This is a genomic window from Marinospirillum sp. (assembly GCF_014859565.1).
This window is the reverse complement of record NZ_JACUUA010000051.1, coordinates 1-20,778: the sequence shown is the minus strand read 5'-3', so window position 1 is coordinate 20,778 and position 20,778 is coordinate 1. Positions and strand designations below refer to the sequence as shown.

The 20,778-nt window shown below is 51.4% G+C and carries 22 protein-coding genes and 1 tRNA gene; 10 read left to right on the top strand and 13 right to left on the bottom strand.

Annotated features, from left to right (window positions below):
- Positions 1 to 293 precede the first annotated feature (293 nt).
- Positions 294 to 488 carry a hypothetical protein gene (locus IBX50_RS08830; protein WP_292255129.1) on the bottom strand — a complete coding sequence of 65 codons (195 nt, stop codon included), beginning with the start codon at positions 486 to 488 and terminating at the stop codon, positions 294 to 296.
- 80 nt (positions 489 to 568) lie between these two features.
- On the opposite strand from IBX50_RS08830, the gene IBX50_RS08825 reads away from it, so the two are divergent.
- Together IBX50_RS08825 and IBX50_RS08820 are read left to right on the top strand one after the other, a co-directional pair.
- Positions 569 to 757, top strand: a complete 189-nt coding sequence (locus IBX50_RS08825) for a hypothetical protein (RefSeq protein ID WP_292255127.1) — start codon at positions 569 to 571, stop codon at positions 755 to 757.
- Positions 758 to 796: 39 nt separating this feature from the next.
- Positions 797 to 1,090 (top strand): helix-turn-helix domain-containing protein, encoded by a 294-nt coding sequence (locus IBX50_RS08820; RefSeq protein WP_292255126.1) that lies wholly within the window; start codon positions 797 to 799, stop codon positions 1,088 to 1,090.
- Between the two features lie 77 nt (positions 1,091 to 1,167).
- On the opposite strand, the gene IBX50_RS08815 is transcribed toward IBX50_RS08820, so the two are convergent.
- Positions 1,168 to 1,244 (bottom strand) — tRNA-Val (locus IBX50_RS08815).
- A 71-nt stretch (positions 1,245 to 1,315) separates the two neighbouring features.
- The gene (gene mtnA, locus IBX50_RS08810) at positions 1,316 to 2,389 is read right to left on the bottom strand and encodes an S-methyl-5-thioribose-1-phosphate isomerase (protein ID WP_292255125.1); all 1,074 of its coding nucleotides are present in this window, start codon (positions 2,387 to 2,389) and stop codon (positions 1,316 to 1,318) included.
- 71 nt (positions 2,390 to 2,460) lie between these two features.
- Here mtnA and IBX50_RS08805 point away from each other — a divergent pair, with 71 nt between their 5' ends.
- From IBX50_RS08805 to IBX50_RS08790, 4 genes are read left to right on the top strand one after another with little or no spacing between them, the layout of a single operon-like run.
- Positions 2,461 to 3,831, top strand: a complete 1,371-nt coding sequence (locus tag IBX50_RS08805) for a TRZ/ATZ family hydrolase (RefSeq protein ID WP_292255123.1) — start codon at positions 2,461 to 2,463, stop codon at positions 3,829 to 3,831.
- Positions 3,828 to 4,547 (top strand): bifunctional 2-polyprenyl-6-hydroxyphenol methylase/3-demethylubiquinol 3-O-methyltransferase UbiG, encoded by a 720-nt coding sequence (gene ubiG / locus IBX50_RS08800; RefSeq protein ID WP_292255122.1) that lies wholly within the window; start codon positions 3,828 to 3,830, stop codon positions 4,545 to 4,547. Before IBX50_RS08805 ends, ubiG begins: the two co-directional genes overlap by 4 nt.
- Before the next feature lie 15 nt (positions 4,548 to 4,562).
- Positions 4,563 to 5,300: an META domain-containing protein gene (locus tag IBX50_RS08795; protein WP_292255121.1), complete on the top strand. Its 738-nt coding sequence runs from the start codon at positions 4,563 to 4,565 to the stop codon at positions 5,298 to 5,300.
- The gene (locus tag IBX50_RS08790; RefSeq protein ID WP_292255119.1) at positions 5,290 to 6,024 is read left to right on the top strand and encodes an HAD-IA family hydrolase; all 735 of its coding nucleotides are present in this window, start codon (positions 5,290 to 5,292) and stop codon (positions 6,022 to 6,024) included. The genes IBX50_RS08795 and IBX50_RS08790 overlap by 11 nt, the downstream gene beginning before the upstream one ends.
- Here the strand turns inward: IBX50_RS08790 and uvrB are convergent.
- A complete protein-coding gene (uvrB, locus tag IBX50_RS08785) occupies positions 5,978 to 7,996 on the bottom strand; it encodes an excinuclease ABC subunit UvrB (RefSeq protein WP_292255117.1) in 2,019 nt (672 codons plus the stop codon). The two genes, IBX50_RS08790 and uvrB, sit on opposite strands and share 47 nt — an antisense overlap.
- A gap of 205 nt (positions 7,997 to 8,201) precedes the next feature.
- Between uvrB and IBX50_RS08780 the strand changes: the two genes are divergently transcribed.
- The 4 genes from IBX50_RS08780 (at position 8,202) to IBX50_RS08765 (ending at position 13,567) form a co-directional block, all read left to right on the top strand.
- Entirely contained in the window at positions 8,202 to 9,980 is a 1,779-nt protein-coding gene (locus IBX50_RS08780; RefSeq protein ID WP_292255116.1) for a hypothetical protein, read from the top strand.
- A gap of 14 nt (positions 9,981 to 9,994) precedes the next feature.
- Entirely contained in the window at positions 9,995 to 11,209 is a 1,215-nt protein-coding gene (locus IBX50_RS08775) for a DUF6175 family protein (RefSeq protein ID WP_292255114.1), read from the top strand.
- A gap of 12 nt (positions 11,210 to 11,221) precedes the next feature.
- Positions 11,222 to 12,286, top strand: a complete 1,065-nt coding sequence (locus IBX50_RS08770; protein ID WP_292255113.1) for a hypothetical protein — start codon at positions 11,222 to 11,224, stop codon at positions 12,284 to 12,286.
- Positions 12,287 to 12,406: 120 nt separating this feature from the next.
- Positions 12,407 to 13,567, top strand: a complete 1,161-nt coding sequence (locus IBX50_RS08765; RefSeq protein ID WP_292255112.1) for an HD-GYP domain-containing protein — start codon at positions 12,407 to 12,409, stop codon at positions 13,565 to 13,567.
- On the opposite strand, the gene IBX50_RS08760 is transcribed toward IBX50_RS08765, so the two are convergent.
- The 9 genes from IBX50_RS08760 to ruvB form a co-directional block, all read right to left on the bottom strand.
- Positions 13,568 to 14,326: a YciK family oxidoreductase gene (locus IBX50_RS08760; RefSeq protein WP_292255110.1), complete on the bottom strand. Its 759-nt coding sequence runs from the start codon at positions 14,324 to 14,326 to the stop codon at positions 13,568 to 13,570.
- 24 nt (positions 14,327 to 14,350) lie between these two features.
- A complete protein-coding gene (gene ybgF / locus IBX50_RS08755; RefSeq protein ID WP_292255108.1) occupies positions 14,351 to 15,148 on the bottom strand; it encodes a tol-pal system protein YbgF in 798 nt (265 codons plus the stop codon).
- Between the two features lie 18 nt (positions 15,149 to 15,166).
- Entirely contained in the window at positions 15,167 to 15,757 is a 591-nt protein-coding gene (pal, locus tag IBX50_RS08750; protein ID WP_292255105.1) for a peptidoglycan-associated lipoprotein Pal, read from the bottom strand.
- A gap of 90 nt (positions 15,758 to 15,847) precedes the next feature.
- A complete protein-coding gene (gene tolB / locus IBX50_RS08745; RefSeq protein WP_292255104.1) occupies positions 15,848 to 17,158 on the bottom strand; it encodes a Tol-Pal system beta propeller repeat protein TolB in 1,311 nt (436 codons plus the stop codon).
- Entirely contained in the window at positions 17,155 to 18,087 is a 933-nt protein-coding gene (gene tolA, locus IBX50_RS08740; protein ID WP_292255103.1) for a cell envelope integrity protein TolA, read from the bottom strand. The genes tolB and tolA overlap by 4 nt, the downstream gene beginning before the upstream one ends.
- A gap of 9 nt (positions 18,088 to 18,096) precedes the next feature.
- Positions 18,097 to 18,540: a protein TolR gene (gene tolR, locus IBX50_RS08735; protein ID WP_292255102.1), complete on the bottom strand. Its 444-nt coding sequence runs from the start codon at positions 18,538 to 18,540 to the stop codon at positions 18,097 to 18,099.
- Positions 18,541 to 18,549: 9 nt separating this feature from the next.
- Positions 18,550 to 19,224 carry a protein TolQ gene (gene tolQ / locus IBX50_RS08730; RefSeq protein ID WP_292255101.1) on the bottom strand — a complete coding sequence of 225 codons (675 nt, stop codon included), beginning with the start codon at positions 19,222 to 19,224 and terminating at the stop codon, positions 18,550 to 18,552.
- 69 nt (positions 19,225 to 19,293) lie between these two features.
- A complete protein-coding gene (ybgC, locus tag IBX50_RS08725; protein ID WP_292255099.1) occupies positions 19,294 to 19,701 on the bottom strand; it encodes a tol-pal system-associated acyl-CoA thioesterase in 408 nt (135 codons plus the stop codon).
- Between the two features lie 19 nt (positions 19,702 to 19,720).
- Positions 19,721 to 20,722, bottom strand: a complete 1,002-nt coding sequence (gene ruvB / locus IBX50_RS08720) for a Holliday junction branch migration DNA helicase RuvB (protein WP_292255097.1) — start codon at positions 20,720 to 20,722, stop codon at positions 19,721 to 19,723.
- Positions 20,723 to 20,778: the final 56 nt, after the last annotated feature.

Genomic DNA, 20,778 nt, shown 5'->3' with positions numbered 1-20,778 from the left:
ATTACCTTTCAGGCTTAAAACATAGTCACCTTGGCGCTCAACAATCTGCCCGGCAGAAAGTAGCTCTCTCCGTCTTCTCCCTTGATGAAGCCAAACTTTTTTGAAGCAACAAAAGAAACCACTTTTCCCTTCATGCAACCTCCATGATAAATATCTTTAATCGCATAATACGAGATGCTATTCAAGGCTGCAATCAGCAGTCAGCAGCAAACATTACAGGGAAAACAGGTTGTTCTGGTACTCTTTGAGGGTTGCGGTTCTTTGAGCAGGTTCGCCTCATCTGTTTCTAAGTGTTACGCCTGCTTTTTCATATCCATAAACTGATTAACTGGGTCTGTGCTCTCAGCACGAGATACCTCCTCCTGCTCTTCCAGGGCTATCAGTTCTTCTTGCAGGATCATTTTGAGTTCAGCTTGAGCAAACCGGTTCAACAAGTCACGAACCATAGATTGATTGCTCACGCCGTGATAACACACGTATTGCATCACTTAGCCTGCTCCAAATTTACAACAGCCGAGCCTGCATACAAGTACTTGCATAATCTTTCAAGAGCTTGAATAATCATGCAATGAAACCACTGAAATTCGTCGATACCAGCCTGAAAGACATGCGTGACATGCCTACAGCAGTGCGGCAAACAGTGGGTCTTGAGCTGATGACGGTGCAGTACGGTGGTGAGCCTAGTGATTTCAAACCCATGCAGAACATCGGCACAGGGGCGAAAGAAAACACAAAAGACATCCAGGCAGGATATTGAGGCAGCAAGCCGCTACAAAAAACTGATTGGAGCACTGAAATGAGCGAAAACCACATCAAAATCACCGAAAGCAGCGGCAATGTATTTATGGATCTTGGCTTCGACACCGCAGAAGCCGAGATCATGAAATTGCGTGCCGATGTGATGATCCGTACTGCTCAGCGACTCAAAGAGCAGGGCTGGACACAAGCCGAGGCCGCCCAGCACCTTGGTATCACTCAGCCACGCGTTTCACGGCTGATCAAAGGTAAGGTGGAAGACTTCAGCCTGGATATGCTGCTAATGTTGGCTGCACGCGCCGGTCTTCATCCAGAACTGCAATTGAAGCCCTGAAGCCGAACCCAACAAACCACAAAAACAAAAACGGCCACCCGATCAATGATCTAAGTAGCCGTTTTTGCTAGGAATTTTGGTAGGACTATCCGGACTCGAACCGGAGACCTCTACCATGTCAAGGTAGCGCTCTAACCAACTGAGCTATAGTCCTGTCTTTCAACAGGAGCGCATTATAGAGACACCATTCTTAAAAGCAAGTCCTTTTTATTTTTTTCTTATAACTCAGTGCATTGCCTTGCGGGACATGAGTTTTTCCAGCTGTTCGCGGTTGGGTCGATGGATAACACCCTTTTCTGTCACCAGTACATCCACCAGGTCTGCTGGGGTCACGTCAAAAACGGGGTTGGTGACTTCTATATCAGCGGCTATCCGTTGGCCTGCGGCATACAGCACTTCATTTGCGCCCCGGTCTTCTATGTCGATCAGGTCACCGGATTCCATGTCCATGTCGATGGTGCTGGTGGGTGCCACTACCATCAAACCAGCGCCGTGGTGCAGGGCTTGTACGGCCAGTTGGTAGGTGCCAATTTTGTTGGCCACATCACCATTGGCGGCAATTCGATCAGCACCAACAATCACCCAGCTGATGGGTGCAATTTTAAGCTGGTGGGCGGCAGCGCTGTCGACATTCAGCTGTGCGGGGATGCCTTCCTGCACCAACTCCCAGGCGGTGAGGCGTGATCCCTGCCACCAGGGGCGAGTTTCGTTGACATGCACCTTGTCGATCAGGCCTTGTTTCCATGCCGAGCGGATAACACCCAGTGCGGTACCATAACCGGCTGTTGCCAGTGCTCCGGCGTTGCAATGGGTCATCACTTCCCGTCCACGTTCATGATCTGCAGCGATAATTTCTGCACCCAGCCGCCCCATCAGGTGGTTGGCTTCCAGATCCGCCTGGTGAATGGCCTGAGCACCCGCCAGCAGGGCTTCAACAGGATTATCCCCGGATCTTAAACCAGCCAGCAGTTTGCGCATTTGTTTGAGTGCCCAGCAAAGGTTAACCGCAGTCGGGCGTGATGCAGCCAGCGCTTCCAGGTCTGCTTCCATGGGTTGTTTCCAGTCCGTGGGTGCCGCTTCATAACGCTGGCGAGCCGATAACACCACGCCGTAAGCTGCAGCAATACCTATGGCCGGTGCACCGCGTACCTGCATATCCCGAATAGCGGCTACTACCTGCTCAACCTTACGGCATTCGATCCAGACTTCCTGATGTGGTAACAGTCGCTGATCCAGCACCTGTAAAGCGGCATTTTGCCAGATCAGTGGCTTTACATTGTTGATTGAATCAGGTGTCATATCGAATCCTTTAAGCATCCGGTTTAAGAAAGGGGCGCCAGTATAGGTGTCCAGAGCAGAGCAGAAAACCCATGATTGAAACTTCTTGTGCCGCCCGTGCCGATCAGCTGCTTTTTCCGCGTTGGTTGCTGACTCTTGATGAAACATCAGCGGATCAGGGACTGGTTCCCCTGCAGGATCAGGCGGTGGTGTTGGCAGCAGGCAAGATTGTTGCTGTGTTATCCCAACAGGCCGCGGGTGCTGCCTACCCACACCTGCAACCGCTGGAGCTTGCTGACCAGTTGCTATTACCGGGCTTACACAATCTGCACGGTCATGCCGCCATGGCATTATTCCGCGGAATGTCGGATGACTTACCCCTGATGACCTGGTTGCAGGAGCATATCTGGCCGGCAGAAGGTCGCTGGATGAGCGCTGAGTTTGTGCGCAGTGGTACACGGCTGGCGATTGCCGAAATGTTGCTGAATGGCACCACCTGTTTCAGTGATATGTATTTTTTTCCGGAGGTGGTGGCCGAGGTGGCTGCTGAACTGGGGATACGTGCACAGGTTTGTGCTCCAATTATTAACCTCCCCAACCCCTGGTCACAAAATGCTGATGATGCGCTGGATAAAACCCTGCTGCTGCATCAGCAATATCAGAATCATCCATTAATCCGAATTGCTTTTGGCCCTCATGCACCTTATACGGTTGCGGATGAACCCCTGCAGCGCCTGGTTGAATTAAACCAGGATCTGGGATTAAAAGTGCAGATGCATCTGCACGAAACAGCGGATGAAGTGAAGCAAGCCACTGAGGATAACGGTATAAGACCAATTCAGCGGTTACACCAGCTGGGTTTGCTGAATGAACATTTTCAGGCGGTGCATGTCACTTGCATCAACCCGGATGAAATCCGTTTGCTGGCAGAACAGCAGGTCACACTGGTGCACTGTCCTCAATCCAACTTAAAACTCGCCAGTGGTTTTTGCCCGGTTGAAGCCATGCGTCAGGCTGGTGTTAACATCACACTGGGCACCGATGGAGCGGCCAGCAACAATGATCTGGATTTGTGGGCAGAAATGCAGACAGCGGCCTTGCTGGCTAAAGCGGTGCATCATGATGCTGCTGCCCTGCCCGCTGCAGAAGCCTTAAAGATGGTGACTGTAGACGGAGGCAAGGCGCTGGGTCAGCCGGTTTGTACCGGACAGATCCGCAGCGGATTTGCAGCCGATCTGTGCAGCCTGCAACTCAACAGCCCGGATTGCTGGCCGCAGCACCATCTTTTGTCTCAACTGGTGTATGGGCGCGTGGCTGACAAGGTTCAAAACGTCTGGGTGAACGGACAACATCAGGTGATCAATGGTAAACTGCGCGGCATCAATCTGGACGCTCTGCGTGAAGACGCAGCCAGCTGGTGTGATCGTATCCAGGCACATTCTCCTGAAGGAAAAAGTACATGAGCACAACTGAAAGCCCCAAAAACGTGGATGCGGGTGAAATTGCCAAGTTTGAAGCCCTGGCTTCACGCTGGTGGGATCCAGAAAGTGAATTTAAACCCCTGCACGACATCAACCCCCTGCGTGCCAACTGGATCGACAAACAAGCCGCTGTGGCAGGCAAGCGTGTAGCCGATGTCGGTTGTGGTGGTGGGTTGTTGTCTGAAGCTCTGGCTCAGCGTGGTGCTCAGGTGACCGGCATTGATATGGGTGAAGCACCTTTGTCGGTTGCACGCCTGCATCAGCTGGAGTCCGGCCTGCAGATTGATTATCGGCAGATGACAGCAGAGCAGTTGGCAGAAGAGGCACCAGAGCAGTTTGATGTGGTGACCTGTATGGAAATGCTGGAGCATGTGCCTGATCCGGCAGCGGTGATTCAGGCTTGTGCCCGCATGGTTAAACCCGGCGGCCAGGTGTTTTTTTCCACCCTTAACCGCAATCCAAAATCCTACCTGTTTGCCATAGTGGGTGCAGAATACCTGATGCGTCTGTTGCCCCGTGGCACTCATGAATACAGCAAATTCATCAAACCTTCAGAAATGGGTCATTGGGTACGTGAAGCCGATCTGGAAATGACTGAACTTATGGGTATGACCTACAACCCTTTGAGCAAACGTTATAAACTTACCCCTCACGACGTTCAGGTGAATTACCTGATGCGTTGCACCAAACCTGAATAATTCGGGGAATCTGTTGTGTTAAGACCCTTCACCGGCAGCCTGTTGCTGTCGGTTTTTCTTCTGCCCTGGATCACGGCTTGCAGTAACCTGCCTGCTGACTCTGACCCTTCTCAGCAGCAAGCCACGCTGCAGCTGCCCTTTGAAGCCAGAGGTAATGAACCCCCGTGGTTGCTGACCATTGATGACTCCGGCCTGTTACTAAGCCGTGGTTATGATCGGCAAGAGATCCGTTATGCACCCATCCGCCAGCAGCAGGATTCCGAACAACTGCGCATGACTGCCGGTGAACGATCCAAGGTGACTGCTTTACTGAACCCCGCTGTTTGCCATGATTCAATGACAGCTATGCCCTACCCCTGGCAGGTGAGTGTGATTACTGACGGTGAATCTCTGCAAGGTTGCGGGGGTGATCCACGGGAATTACTGCTGGGTGAATGGATCATTGAAGATATTAACGGCAAAGGCATCATTGATTCTTCTCGCATCAGTCTCCATATGGATGCAGAAGGCCGTTTTAGTGGTCTGGCATCCTGCAATCGTTATGCTGGCAGTTATCAGCTCAGTGGTGAAGGCATTCACTTTGGACAAACACTAGCCACCAAGATGGCTTGTGCTCCAGCACTGATGCAACAGGAGCAGCGTTTTTTCAGTATTCTTAATAACATTAGTCGGTTCGACAGGGATGCAACCGGTGCGTTGATTTTATCAAGCCATGATGGCAAAACTTTAAGAGGTTATTTGCTTGGACAGTGACATACCCAAGCCGCCTGTGCTGCAGGCGGTTCTTTTTGATCTGGATGGAACCCTGGTGGATACCGCACCAGATCTGGCTCTGGCGCTGAATCGCCTGCTGCAGGAACAAGGCAAACCCGAGCTCCCCTATCCGGTGATTCGTGATCAAGTTTCCAATGGCGGCAATGCCTTGATCGAGCTGGCTTTTGGCATTAAGGTGGGTGAACCCGAACAGCCAGAATTGCGCCAACGTCTGCTGGATCTTTATCAGGAAAAAGTGGCAGAACACAGTCGCCTTTTTACAGGTCTGGAAAGTCTGTTGGAAGAGTTCGAGCGCCAGCCGGTTCCCTGGGGCATTGTCACCAACAAACCCCGCATTTACACTGATCTACTGCTGCGTGAGCTGCGAATTTTTCCCAGTGTAGTGGTTTGCCCAGAAGACCTGGGTGTCAGCAAACCCGATCCTGCCCCCCTATTGTTTGCTGCCCGTCAGCTGGCCACGCCACCAGAGCAGTGCCTGTATGTGGGCGACCATATTCGGGATATCGAAGCCGGTCGCCGTGCAGGAATGCAAACACTGGTAGCCGGTTTTGGTTACATCAGCCTGCAGGATCAGCCACAACACTGGGGAGCCGATTTTATCGCCAGCAGTGTGATGGAGTTAAACAGCTGGATCAGGCATCGGCTGAATGATCGTTTTACACCTGTATCCTCTGGATCTGCAGCTCCTGTAGCCGGTCTCTGAGACTGGCTGCTTTTTCAAACTCCAGGTTTTTGGCGGCAGCAAACATTTCGTCTTCGAGTTTGGCCATCAAACGGTCAAACTCAGCTGCAGTTTTTGGCTGACCGAGGTTGTATTCTGCACCCGGTTCAGCCACTTTTTTCTGTGCCTGTTTACGATCCCGCTTGCCGGGTGCCTGAGCTCCTTCCAGAATATCCTGCACGGATTTAAATACGGTTTCCGGGGTGATACCCAGCCTCAGGTTATGAGCAATCTGTTTGTTACGACGACGCTCGGTTTCATCCATCGCGCGCTGCATAGAGCCGGTCACACGATCCGCATAAAAAATAGCGCGTCCTTTAACATTACGTGCGGCACGACCCAGGGTCTGGATCAACGCACGTTCGGAACGCAAGAAACCTTCTTTATCCGCATCCAGAATCGCCACCAGTGACACTTCCGGCATATCCAGACCCTCACGCAGCAGGTTGATACCCACCAGCACATCAAACTCACCCAGACGCAGATCACGGATGATTTCCACCCGCTCCACCGTATCTATATCCGAATGCAGGTAACGCACCCGCACACCATGTTCTGCCAGGTATTCAGTCAAGTCTTCGGACATGCGTTTGGTCAGAGTGGTCACCAGCACCCGATCACCTGTAGCAACCACCTTGTTGATTTCACCCAGCAGGTCATCCACCTGATTTTTTGCCGGGCGCAGCTCAATCAGTGGATCAAGCAGACCTGTGGGACGCACCACCTGCTCCACGATCTGTCCGGTATGTTCCGCTTCATAGGTGGAGGGTGTGGCAGAAACAAAAATCATCTGTGGCGCCAAAGCCTCCCACTCTTCAAAGCGCAACGGGCGGTTATCCAGTGCGGAAGGCAGGCGGAAGCCGTATTCCACCAGGGTTTCCTTGCGGGAACGGTCACCCTTGTACATGGCACCGATCTGCGGCACCGTTACATGGGATTCATCAATCATCAGCATGGCATTACCCGGCAGGTAATCAAAAAAAGTCGGCGGAGCCAGCCCCGGATCGCGCCCAGACAGGTAACGCGAGTAGTTTTCGATGCCGTTGCAGTAACCCAGCTCCACCATCATTTCGATATCATAAAGACAGCGCTGCTCCAGCCGCTGGGCTTCTACCAGCCGGTCGTGTTTACGCAGGTAATCCAGCCGCAGCCGCAGTTCATCCTTGATGTGATCCACCGCCTGCAGGATGGTCTCACGTGGGGTCACGTAATGGCTTTTTGGGTAGATGGTGTAACGCGGCACCTTGCGCAGCACTTCGCCGGTCAGTGGATCAAACAGGCTGATCTGTTCAATTTCATCATCAAACAGCTCGACCCGCACTGCTTCAAACTCGGATTCTGCCGGATAGATGTCAATCACATCACCCCGCACCCGAAAAGTGGCACGACGCAGGTCGATGTCATTACGGGTGTACTGGAGCTCTGCCATACGCCGTAATAACTGGCGCTGGTTCATTTTTTCACCGCGATCCAGATGCACCACCATTTTCAGGTAAGCAGATGGATCACCCAGACCATAAATAGAGGACACGGTGGCAACAATGATGGTGTCATCCCGTTCCAGCAGTGCTTTGGTGGCCGACAGACGCATCTGTTCAATGTGTTCATTGATGGCGGCATCCTTCTCAATGAAGGTATCACTGGAAGGCACATAGGCTTCCGGCTGGTAATAGTCGTAGTAGGAAACGAAGTATTCCACCGCGTTATTAGGGAAAAACTGTTTGAACTCCCCGTACAGCTGCGCCGCCAGAGTTTTGTTGTGTGCCATCACCAGCGTCGGGCGTTGCACCGCCTCAATCACCTTGGCCATGGTGAAGGTTTTACCGGAGCCGGTTACACCCAGCAAAGTCTGGTGTGCCAGCCCCTGCTCCAGACCATCCGCCAGCTGGGCAATGGCCGTGGGTTGATCCCCGGCGGGCTGGTAACGTGAATGCACAACAAAAGGTGAGTTCATCAATCCTCCACAGCGTTCAGATGGGGCTGGTCAATTCTGCCCTTTGTTTCTTATGATACCATCCGAGATCGACTCAGGCTTTCAGGGAATCCACAGCATGGTTAGCCACCCGGTAAAACGACATCAGATTCTTGGCTTGCTGCTTGTGTGTCTAAGCCTGATTCACTGGCCTGTCATCGCACAAACCAGTGACAGGATAGGTCTGGTGACCGCAGATACCAGTGTTGCAGCCAGTGAGCGCCAAGCCGTTTTAGGTATTTCAGTTCTCGGCCTGGAAACCCACCGCCTGAGTTTTCCGGTGGTTTATTGTGGCCTCAAACAAGTGTGTGTACCTATCGGAAGCTGGTCAGTTCGCCTGGATCAATCCACCGCAGATGCCCTGCTGGCGGACAATCTGGCATTTTTGATTCCATCACGTTACGACCAGATGGTTTTTGAAGGCCAGACGGCACGCTTCTCTACAGCAACGCAGGTATTCACCGATTTACCTCTGAGCAACAACATCCCTCCCATAGCCTCTGACCCAACATCTTTCAGTGACTATCAACAACGCCTGCAGACTTACCTGAACACTCATATTACTCCACAGATGCAGCAGATTCTGGCAACTGCAGCAGAAGCCCGTTATCTGGAAATGAACGCCCAGGAACGTGGTACTTTTTTACGTGAACAAGCCAGAGCCACCGGGATGCCTGCGGTGGTGCTGGAAGGGTTAATTTCTTCCAGTTATGCGTTTGGTTTTTATCTGCCAAGGATGCAGGGTGGCATCACCATTCGCCAGGTTGAAAGAACCCGTTATGACGGCAGTAAATACATTGTTTACTCCACCAGCATCAATGCTCCAGCCAGAACTCGAATGCTGGTTTACCAGTATAACGGCAAAGAGTTTCAACCCTTGCTGAATCTGAATACCAACACATCACTTGGTCTTGATGCGCTGGCACAAAGTGCTTCATCTTCCGCTTCGGTGGAGACCTTGTTTTTACCATCCAGCCGTAATGCCCAGAACATTTTTGATCAAGCCTTTGCCACCTCTTTCAGAGACTCAGCCATTGCCTTGAGCACCCAGCTTAAGGAATATCGTGCTTTTGCTGTGGTGACCCCGGTTCTTGGATCACGCGCTTCAGCCATTGAGCTGGCTGTGGGTAATCAGGAAAATATTCGTGTGGATCAACCCTTCACTTTTAACCGGATCATTAACAGCCGTGAACGTCAGGTAGGCTGGGGACAGGTTTATCAAACTGGGAATAGCTGTCTTGCTCTACCGCCTGAACAGCGCAGCCTGAGTTATGCCCGACTGATCAAAGGCAGGGTTGATGAAGCTGATCTAGCGGTTGAGCACCCCTGGACAGGTGTTTTTGCCACCTTGGGATTAACTGACAGTCAACTGGGACTGGAACTGCAAGGCCAGGAAACAGGTGCCGGTGGTGCTCAGTTTCTGGAACTAGGGTTCAGTGGCAATCTGGGCTACCTGCGCAACAACCCTTCATTATCCGGCTGGTGGTTAAACATGGGGCTGGGGTTTGGTGCTGCAGATGACCCCACAGAGAGCACTTTCAGCCATCTGCAAGCAGAGGGAGCCGTCAGATTTTATCTTGGCATGGAAAAGCACTGGGCCTTGTCACACGGGTTTTATTCGGCTCTGGGTGGGGGTTTCAGTGTTGAGAGTTACACTTTTGAAGACCGCACAATGGATGAACAGTTATCTGTCAGCAGCTTTAACCTGATCCCCTCTGCAGAGCTGGGATACCACTTCACTCCCAACAGCCGTATTTTTCTGAAGGCAGCCTACAACCAACCTCTCACCACACGGGCTGAATACAAAGATACGGGGGAAATTGATGGCGACCTACTGGGTGGTGCCGCCTTGACACTGGGTTTTGCCATGCATCTGGGTTTTGCTGGCCCTTACGCCTGGCTGATAAAAAAACCCAGCCAGCAGTGTAATCAGTTACGTGACACCATCAGCCACCAGTCTTTTTAATTCCGGAGAAAATCATGTTATTCCGATTTACGATCTATCTGCTGGCGCTTTTACTGCTTACTGGTTGTGCCAGCTCTAAAAACAAACACCCCACCCCGGAACCGGGTGACCCGCCCTTGTCCCGACAGGTTGTACTGGTGGAATCCTACTCTGCTGCTGAACTGCTGGTACGCACCACCGGGCTGGGGCATTCAATGGCAACCGCAAGGGATGATGCCCGCAAGGCTGCTCTCTGGTTTGTGCTGTTGGGCAGTAATAATCCGCTTCTGGCAGATCAAACCAGTCAACAGGCATTCCGCAACCACGAAAAAGACCTGTACACCAATGTGATGCAATACATCACCTATGAAAGTGACGTGCTCAGTCGCAGAGAAGATAACCAGCAGATCAGGATTGAGCGCAATTACCGCATCAATATGGATCAATTACGAGCGGATCTGATCAGCCGCGGTGTAATCAGTAGTATCACCACTCTGGCCAGTCAGGTCAGTAATCCACAGATTTCCATTATCACTGCAGATTCTTCCCAAGCATCTACCCAGGCTGCCACCGTATTTGCAGAATACCTGCAGCGACGTGGTTTTCAGGTAGTGGTAGTGGAAGCCAGTCGTGCCATCAACAAGCAGGTACAGCAGGCAGCGGCCTTGAGTGGTACGCTGGATCCCAGTTACCTGCTGGCGTTACAGACCGGCAGTGATATTTATATTGCATTGGATAATCAGATTGCGACCCGAAATCTGGCAGGTACAGAAATCTCTCAGTCTGCGGTGACTGCCACCGCCTATTACACCGCCACCAGCGCCCAGCTGGGTGCTGCAACAGGTTATTCCAGTGAACGCGCTGTAGCTGGCAGTGGTGCTATCAGTGGTGAAGCAGCCAATGATGCTGCCAGTAAGTTACTTGGTCAGATCAGCCGCTCCTGGCAACAGGAAGCCACTCAGGGTCGCTCATTCAAGGTGGTGGCCAGTGCCACACCGGAGATGGGTGATATCAGCCGCCCCATTCATCAACTGTTTAACCAGGTGTGCCATCAAGTCCGCCGAAATGCGGCTGGCAGCAGCAGTTTTGATTACATCCTGACCTGTAAAACCCGTGATGTAATGGATCTACTGTTTGAGCTGGAGGACAACTGGCGGGGGCCAGGCAAAATTTTCCGTGTGATGGATAGTGGTGCCTTCCTGATTATCAAAGTGGGTTACACTGATTCTGATGACATTATCATTCAATAAAAACAGGGCGTTATGATGCGTGTGTTGCTGATACTTTTTATGGCTCTACTGCTGAGCACTCCCGCTGTGGCAACGACCCTGAGTGCTGAAGGTTATGGCAAGGATGTCATCAGCGCCCGTGAAGCCGCCCTGCAGGAGCTTTCACAAACGGTGCTCTCCAGCATCCGCTCGGATATGGAAAGCATCACACGCCTGGAAGGTGCCGAGGTCACGGACAGCATCCAGAACCGTATCAGGATTGAATCCAACAGTTATTTTCAAGGTGTGGTGTATTCCGAACCCCGATCAGTGGATGGCTCTCTGCTGGTCAGAGCCAGCCTGGACACTGCAGCCATTCAACGCACAGCTGAGCAGCTATTACGAGAAATCCGCGTTGATCTGGCAACTCTGAGCCGTAATGAAATTCTGACACTACAGGACAAGGCTGTATTTCTGATGGCTTTTTCTGCTTATCTGCCCAGCAACACTGCCAGCACCACCACCCAGCAAGCGGATCAGATACGCCAGTTGGCTTACCGTTATTTAAATTTTGCGCAGGTCACATTTGAAACCCAGCCCAGTGATACAAAAATCCGGCTGGGAGAGTTTGATCTGCGCTCTGGTGAGATGCAGCTGATACCACCCGGCAATTACAGCTACCAGGCCAGCGCTTCCGGCTTTCACAATCAACGCGGCCAGCTGTTTTTTTCAGCAGGAGAGCGGCGGCGTATTCCGCTGTCACTGGTGCCGGAACGGGATGGCAGTGTGGCAATACAACTGATCAACTCCACTGATCAGAACTTGATCAATGAGGCCCGGAGAGTGTTTGGTAGCTTCAATATTCAATATGCCGCAGCCTCCCCTCAAGTCATCAAACTGGAGGTAGAGCAAGATTTTGTCACCGAAATATCCGGCATCAAAATTTACAATCTACGCATTGTTGCTGAGGCACATAAGAACAATCAGGTGATCCTGGTACGCCGAGCCACACAGAACAATGTGGTGGATGCTCAGGTGGATAGCAGACTCCGCGCCATCACCCGTGCCCTGGTTCAAGCTATCCTGACGTCACCGGAGGCCGAGCAACTCTGGCAGTAATAGGCTGTTATTATTGGCTTAAGATGCTTTAATGCTTTGAACTGTGTCGTTTTCTGATAAAATGTAACTGAAAACCTGCTTATTACAGATACTTAGACACAGCATGTAACCGGAACCAGGATGGGTGAAAAACCGAATTATCAGAAAGTCCCTGTCAACGAGTTAAAAAACGGCATGTGGATCTGCCGTCTGGACAGTGACGTCAATGAAGGCAGCTTTGAAACCTGCGGTTTTGTTTTCAGCAGCCAGCAGCCTGATCGACTGGGTTCGGTTTGTCGTTATGTTTATATTGATGCCAATCGCAGCAGCTTCCTTTCCGACATTCCAGTCAGCCATGAAACCCTGCTGGAAGCCCGTAAACTCTATCTGAACCTCCGTACCCAGATGGATCGGGTGATGAGTGATATCCGTATGGGCAATGCCCTGCAACAAAAACGGATGCGCACCGTTCTGCAGGATCTGATGGAGTCCGTACTTCACGACAGCAAAAGTATGGTGTATCTGGCTCTACTCAGGGAACACCAGGATGAACTGGTTTTCAAGGCAGTGAATGTTGCTGTTCTGAGCCTGGTATTTGCCAAACACATTGGCCTGCGACAGGATCAACTGCTGCCATTGGGCATGGGTGCTCTACTGCACCCGGTCGGGTTGTTAAAGGTCCCTGTTGAGGTGCTGAACAAAACTGAACCCTTATCTGAAGATGAAAAGGAGATGATTCGTCAATATCCCAGCCGTGGTTATGACTACCTGAAACAACAGAGTCATTTTGATGAAGATACTCTGGATATTGTGCTTCATCATCAAGAGCGCACCAATGGTGAGGGTTACCCAGATCGACTAAAAGGCAAAACCATCAGTTTTTTATCACGGATGGTGGCTATTACTTCTGTCTACGAAGCCTTGACTCGCAACCGTAGTTATCGTCAGGCACTCTCTCCACCAAAAGCACTCGGCCAGCTGTATCGCTGGCGCTTCCATGATTTTGATGCCCGGCTGGTAGAGAAGTTTATTCAGAGCCTGGGGGTTTATCCACCCGGCTGCCTGGTGGAGTTAAATACTGGGGCACTGGCAGTCGTACATGCCACCCACCCGGATCAACGTCTGAACCCGCAGGTGCGACTACTCACCTCAGGTTCTCTGGAGCCATTGGAAGTGCAGGAATTTATTGATCTGGCAGAGGATGAACAGCTGGACATTCGCAAGGCGCTGGATCCACAGGATCCACGCCTTGATAAACTGCTGAAACAGATTATGGAAAAGCACCCTGGATTCCCGGTCTGATCAAAGATCCGGTTGGGCGTTAAACATCTGACCGGTGATTCCCTTGCTATCCGCCCCCATCAAATACAGGTAAGTACCCATAATTTCTTCCGGTGCTCGTACTGTAGAAGGGTTTTCTGCCGGGTAGGCATCACAACGCATTTGTGTACGTGTTGCACCAGGGTTCAGGGTATTCACCCGAATGGACGTGGTATTCTCCAGTTCCTGCGCAAGCACTTGGGAAAAACCCTCCACTGCAAACTTGGAGGCAGCATAAGCACCCCAGAAGGCCTTGCCCTTGCGACCTACCGATGATGAAGTGAAAATCACCGAGGCATCTTCCGACTCTGCCAGCAAAGCAGTGATTGCCTGCTGCATCATTACCGGGCCATTAAAATTAACCTGCATTACCTGCTGCCACAGCTCCGGATTATAAGACTGCACCGGGCTGATGCGTCCCAGAATACCGGCATTATGTAAAACACCATCCAAACGGCCAAACTCTTCGTACAAACGATCAGCCATAGCCTGGTAATCCGGCCAACTGGCACCTTCTAGATTCAGTGGATAAATTGCCGGTTCGGGACTACCTTGCGCCAGGATTTCATCATAAACCGCTTCCAGTTTGCTGATGGTTCGCCCCAGCAGAATCACAGTAGCACCCTGTGCAGCAAAGGTTTTAGCTGCTACTCGACCAATTCCGGCACCCGCACCGGTAACCAGGATAATGCGGTTTTTAAGGAGCTGGGCAGGCGATTGATAATCAAATTGACATAACATTGCAGAAATCCAGAAATAGATGAATCAGCGGCTCAGATAACTGCGTGCCAGATCAGCAGCAGGTTCACGGGGGTGGTCACGCACAATGCCGATCATGGTTTCACGCGCCTTGGCTTCATCACCATAACGAGCGTAAATCAGACCCAGTTTATATTTACTGTCCGCAATTTTAAAGCTGTCAGAATAACGACGGACAACCGCATCAAACATCTTCTCGGCATCCTGAGTTCGGTTCTGAGCCATATAAATTTCACCAATCCAGTAGTAGGCATTACCAACCAGCCGTGATTCTGGATACTGGCGAATAAAACCCTGGAAAGCAGTGATGGCTTCTTCAAAACGCCGCTCCGGCACCAATTCATAGGCCTTGTTATAGGCATCACGATCACTCTGCGAAATGGTTGCTGCTGGGGTAGCTGGCGCCCGTGTTTCAGATGCAGGTGAAACTGCTGCAGGTGTTGCCGGATTTGGTATGGTGGTAGCAGGACGCACTTCTTCCAGTGCATTCAGTCTACGACTGTGTTCCTGGGCACGCTGATCCAGATCCAGATAACGGTTACGCTGATCTTCCTGCATCCGCGTCAGGCTGTTTTCTTGCTGCTCAACCTTGTTGCGCAGTGTCTGCAACTCATGTTGCAGTTGCTCCATCTGCATGATGATTTCAGCATTAATCACTGCCGGATTACGATTATCTGCCAACAGCTGGCTGGAAAACCCTGCAGCACTCAAAATAAGACTGCCCAGTAAGACAAAAACAAAACGGGGGGCTCCAAGAGCCCCCACATTCTGTTTGATCTTACGGGAAAGATTAAATTCCTTCACGTCAGATCACTCCCGCCATTAACGGTATTTTACTTCTACGCGACGGTTTTTGTCATAGGCTTCACGAGTCTGACCACGTACAGCTGGACGTTCTTCACCATAACTGACTACTTCCATCTGGCTGCTGGAAACACCCTGCAGGCTCAGGTAACGCTGTACGGATACACCACGACGCTCACCCAGTGCCATGTTGTACTCACGAGTACCGCGCTCATCGGTATGGCCTTCCAGTACCACTTTAGCATTAGGGTTAGCCATCAGGTAAGCCGCATGACCATTCAGCACATTGTAGAACTCACTACGGATGTTGGACTTGTCAAAATCAAAATAGACGGTTTTTACATTAGGGATAGTCACAGAATCCATGGCAGAAGCAGCAGCGCCACGTGCATCTTCAGCTGACTCAGCGAATGCAGCATCAGCACTCACAACTTCATCAGCACTCATCACTTCATCAGCACTCATCACTTCATCAGCACTCATCACTTCATCAGCAACAATATCTTCGCTGGCTTCTTCGGCTGTTGTTGCGCCACCACCACAACCTGCAACCAGTGCAAACACGGCTGCCAGTGCAAAAGCCTTGCTGTATTTCATCATTTCCATCATTTTCTCCCATTACCTTTTTGGTCTTACTTTAAATGACTCAAAGCCGAGCCTGTTCAGGTTGCTACTTTAACTAGCTTGGTTAAAATTCCATCAATTCAGAAAAGGTGACCAGGCAGGTTCACGGACATCACCCCGATCAGCTGGAAGTTCATATTCAATCCTTCCATCGGTTGAAACCACACCCAGCACCCCTTTGCTGCCACGCATTAATGCATAAATAACCATGGCACCGTTGGGCGCAACACTGGGCGACTCATCCAGAGGAGAAGTAGTCAGTGTGCGCATTCGACCTGTCGCTATATTAAGCGCTGCAATGCTGAATAGTCCACCTCCAGAGTCTCTGTGAACCATAAAAATCTCTTTACCATCCGGTGAGTAGCGAGCACGGGCATTATAATTGCCGTCAAAACTGACTCGATCAACATCACCATTAGCCAGATTGATGCGGTATATCTGCGGACCACCACTGCGACTTGAAGTAAAAATAAGATGTTTTCCATCCGGTGACCATGAAGGTTCTGTATCTATCGCGTAATGGTGAGTCACCCTTGTTAATCGACGGTTATCCAGGTTGTAAATATAAATTTCAGGATTACCATCACGTGACAAGGTCATTGCTATGCGCCTACCATCCGGCGACCAAGAGGGTGATCCATTCAAACCAGTAAAGTTAGTCAGTTGATAACGCTGACCTGTGGCCAACTCTTGTACAAATATTCCAGGTCGACCGGTTTCAAAAGACACATAAGCCAGCTGTTTACCATCCGGCGACCAGTCAGGCGATAGAATCGGCTGCCTGGAGGTCAGAATAGTCCGTGAGCGCTGTCCATCCGCATCAGCAACATGCAGTCGGTAAGTGCTGGCCTGACGATCCCGCTCTGCCGTGACATAAGCAATCCGGGTTGAGAATATACCCTTCTGCCCTGTCAGTCTTTCATAGACCCGATCACTGACAAAATGTGCACGGGAGCGCAGATCGGCAATCCTGCCATTGACAGTTTCGCCAAAAACCCGCTGCTGGCTAACCACATCAAATAGCTCATAACGGATGACCAGAGCATCATTACCTGATGGTTCGATACTGCCAACCAGCAGGTAGTTTACCTTCAACAGCCGCCAGTCACGATAAACAACTTCAGCGCCGGTGGTTGGCAAACTGACTAGATCTTCTCTGGGTAACGCCCGATACAGACCTGTGCGCTCCAGGTTATCCGATACAATTCTGGCAACATCCTCTGGCAAGCCACCTTGCCCCTTCCAGGCAAAAGGCACTATGGCTACCGGAGTGGTCTGATCACTGCCTTTGGTAATTCTGATGGTTAGGCTGGCATCTGCCAAGGTGCTTAACAACAATGCCAGTAATAACAAAGCGGTCGCAAAATAGTGACGAATACTGATCACAGGGTTAAATCCTCGGGTGTAAATTCCAGTACAATCTCTCTGAACTGGTCACGCTGTCTTGGTTCCAGTTGCAACAAGGGAAAAGGAGCCGCTCGTTCTATAGCCTGTTGTGCCGAACGATCAAATGCCGTATTGCCACTGGGACGGATAATTCTTATACCACCGGGAGCCAGCTCACCAGTTCCCATCAGCCGAATCTGGATATGGGTTTCCATGTCACTGCTAACCCCGGGCGGTCTTGTCCAGTACCTTGAAATCAAATCAAAAATAATAGTCTTCATACTGGCAATGGCTTCGGCATCCTTTTCCGCCTGTTCAGCACGAGCTTGCTCTCTGGCACGCTCTGAAGCATTACGGATACGGGCTTCTTCAGCACGCTGTTGTTCCTGTTCCTGCTGACGCCGCTGCTCCACCCTCCTGCGAGCGGCCTCTTCTTCTGCGCGCAGTCGCTCTGCCTCAGTACGCTGACGTTGCTCTTCCTCTTGTCTGCGTCGTAATTGTAACTGCTGTGCGGCCTCTGCCTGCTTTGCTGCCTCGGCCTGGCGCTGGGCTTCCTGCTGCCGCTGAAGCTCTGCCTGTCGTTGCTGCTCTACCTGTTGACGGCGGGCTTCTTCCTGACGACGCTGTTCAGCAGCTTGACGCTGGCGCTGCTGTTCTACCTGTTGACGGCGGGATTCAGCCTGACGACGTTGTTCAGCAGCTTGACGCTGGCGTTCAGCCTCCTGCTGCTGACGGCGCTGCTCATCAGCAGCCTGACGACGAGCCACCGCCGGATCTTCCTGCACAATTCGGGTACGGATAATTTCCTGCTGAGGCTGTGGTGCACTGCGCTCCCGACTGGCTGAACCCTGCCAGAACAGCAGCACCAGTGCAATCAGGTGCACTGCAAGCGCCAGACTGACCGAAAGAGGTAAATTCGCTGGTCTCACCCGCGCTCCCTAAGGATTTTCCGGCGGTCTGGAAATCAGACCCACCTGAGTGATGCCGGCATTCTGAAGTTCACTCATCAGTATCACAACTTCACCATAAGCAACTCGGCGATCACCCCGCACCAGTACCGGAACTTCAGGGTTTTGACGCCTGATGCGAGCAACCTGTTCAACTACCGCAACCAGCGCCAGCGGCTCTTTGGAATCTGCACCCATTTCAAGGTAATAACGACCATCGGCATCCAGAGAAACCACCAGCGGTTCCTTGTCTGGATCACTCTTAATCGGTTCAGAAGTCACCTGAGGCAGTTCCACATCCACCCCCTGAGTCAGGATGGGTGCTGTAATCATAAAAATAACCAGTAAAACCAGCATCACGTCTATGTAAGGCAGCACATTCACTTCAGCAATCGGTGGTTTGGGATGGCTGCGGCGAAACCTTTGTTTTGGCATAGGGGCCTCTTAGTCCGCTTTTTTCACGATCAGACTGCGTTGCAAGATGCCGGAAAACTCGTCTGCAAAGTTTTCATAGTGATTCAGCAGACTTTCGCTGGATGTGACATAACGGTTGTAAGCAATCACTGAAGGAATCGCCACAAACAGCCCCATCGCAGTGGTCATCAAGGCTTCTGCCATGCCGGGTGCCACCACCGCAAAGGTAGCTTGTTGTACACCCGCCAGGCTTTTAAAGGCTTCCATGATGCCCCATACCGTACCAAACAGGCCAATATGCGGACTAACTGAACCAATGGTCGCCAGTAATGGCAAACCCGAGTGCAAACGATCCTGCTCTTCCGCAATCGCAATCCGCATGGAACGCTCCACACCTTCCAAAATCGGCTGGACATCACTGGTTTTCTGGCGAATACGATTAAACGTCTTGAATCCGGAAAAAACGATGCGTTCAGCACCCTGAGCTTCATGTGGATCAGTATTACGAAACAACTCACTCAGCTCAATACCGGACCAGAAACGCTCACGAAACGCCTCATGGGCTTCCCGCGCCTGCCGAAACACCTGCCAACGCTGAAAAATACTCACCCAGGAAATGACCGAACCGGCTAACAGGCATAACATCAGAAACTGGATAAAGAAACTGGCATCAAAAATCATTTTCCAGAAGGTAAGCTCTTGCACTTGGACTCCTTAAAAGCCTTGACCCATTTTTATTCATTCAACCCTATACAGCCAAACCTGATGCACAACCTAAGCAATATCTGCATCCCGTTTTGGCAAACCGTGTAATAGTGTGTCAGGCAAACGACAGGGTCGCAAGCTGTCACGATCCACACAGGCCACCTCCACCTGCGCCAGACAAAGCACCAGCCCATCGTCACGCAGTATCTGCTGCTCAAACACCAGACGAGCACCACGACACTCTTTTAAGGCTACCTGCACTTGCAGCAGATCATCCAGCCGTGCCGGTGCTTCGTAACGGATTTCCACCCCCCGCACCACAAACAGCACCGACAACACGGATTGATCAAACCCCAGTGAACGCAGCCATTCACTGCGGCCACGCTCCATGAACTTCAGATAATTCACATAATAAACAATACCACCGGCATCGGTATCTTCGTAATACACCCGCACAGGCAGAGTAAAATGATTCATACTGTCACCTTGAGATTCATTACGGCTGCTTAAGACCAAAATGTTGCCATGCAAGTTCCGTCACCTGACGCCCGCGTGCGGTGCGCATCATAAAACCCTGCTGAATCAGGTAGGGTTCCAGCACTTCTTCAATGGTATCCCGTGCCTCTGAAATGGCTGCGGACAGGCTGTCCACCCCAACGGGGCCACCACCGAATTTTTCCATCATCGCCAATAACAGCCGGCGATCCATGTGATCCAGTCCATGAGTATCCACGTTCAGCATATTCAGTGCCTGATCGGCCAGCTCACAGCTGATGCAACCATCGGATTTTACTTCAGCAAAGTCACGCACTCGTCGCAACAAACGATTGGAAATGCGAGGAGTACCGCGAGAACGTCGGGCAATTTCTTCAGCACCACCGGGTTCCATGGGAATACCCAGCAAGCCAGCAGAGCGGGATACGATCCAACTCAAATCTGCGATGGAATAAAACTCCAAACGCTGCACGATGCCGAAACGATCCCGCAGCGGCGCAGTCAGCATGCCGGCACGTGTTGTGGCACCCACTAGGGTAAACGGCGGCAAATCCAGCTTGATCGAACGCGCCGCAGGGCCTTCACCAATCATGATATCCAGCTGATAGTCTTCCATCGCGGGGTAAAGCACTTCTTCCACCGCAGGATTCAGGCGATGGATTTCGTCAATGAATAACACATCGCCTTCACTGAGATTGGTCAGCATGGCGGCCAAATCACCGGCTTTTTCCATCACCGGACCGGAGGTGCTTTTGATCGCCACACCCATTTCACTGGCAATAATATTCGCCAGCGTGGTTTTACCCAAACCCGGCGGCCCGAAAATCAGGGTATGATCCAGCGCTTCCTTGCGACCACGCGCCGCCTCAATAAAAATTTCCATCTGCTCACGAACCTGCGGCTGCCCTCGGTAATCAGCCAGACGTTTTGGGCGAATGGCATGATCTTGACTGTAATCCTGCGGTTGCTCGGTGGCGGCTATCAGTCGGTCATTTTCGATCACTGCATGTATCCTGTTTAACAGAGCGTTTTAACTTTTAACCGTGGGTCTTATAACCG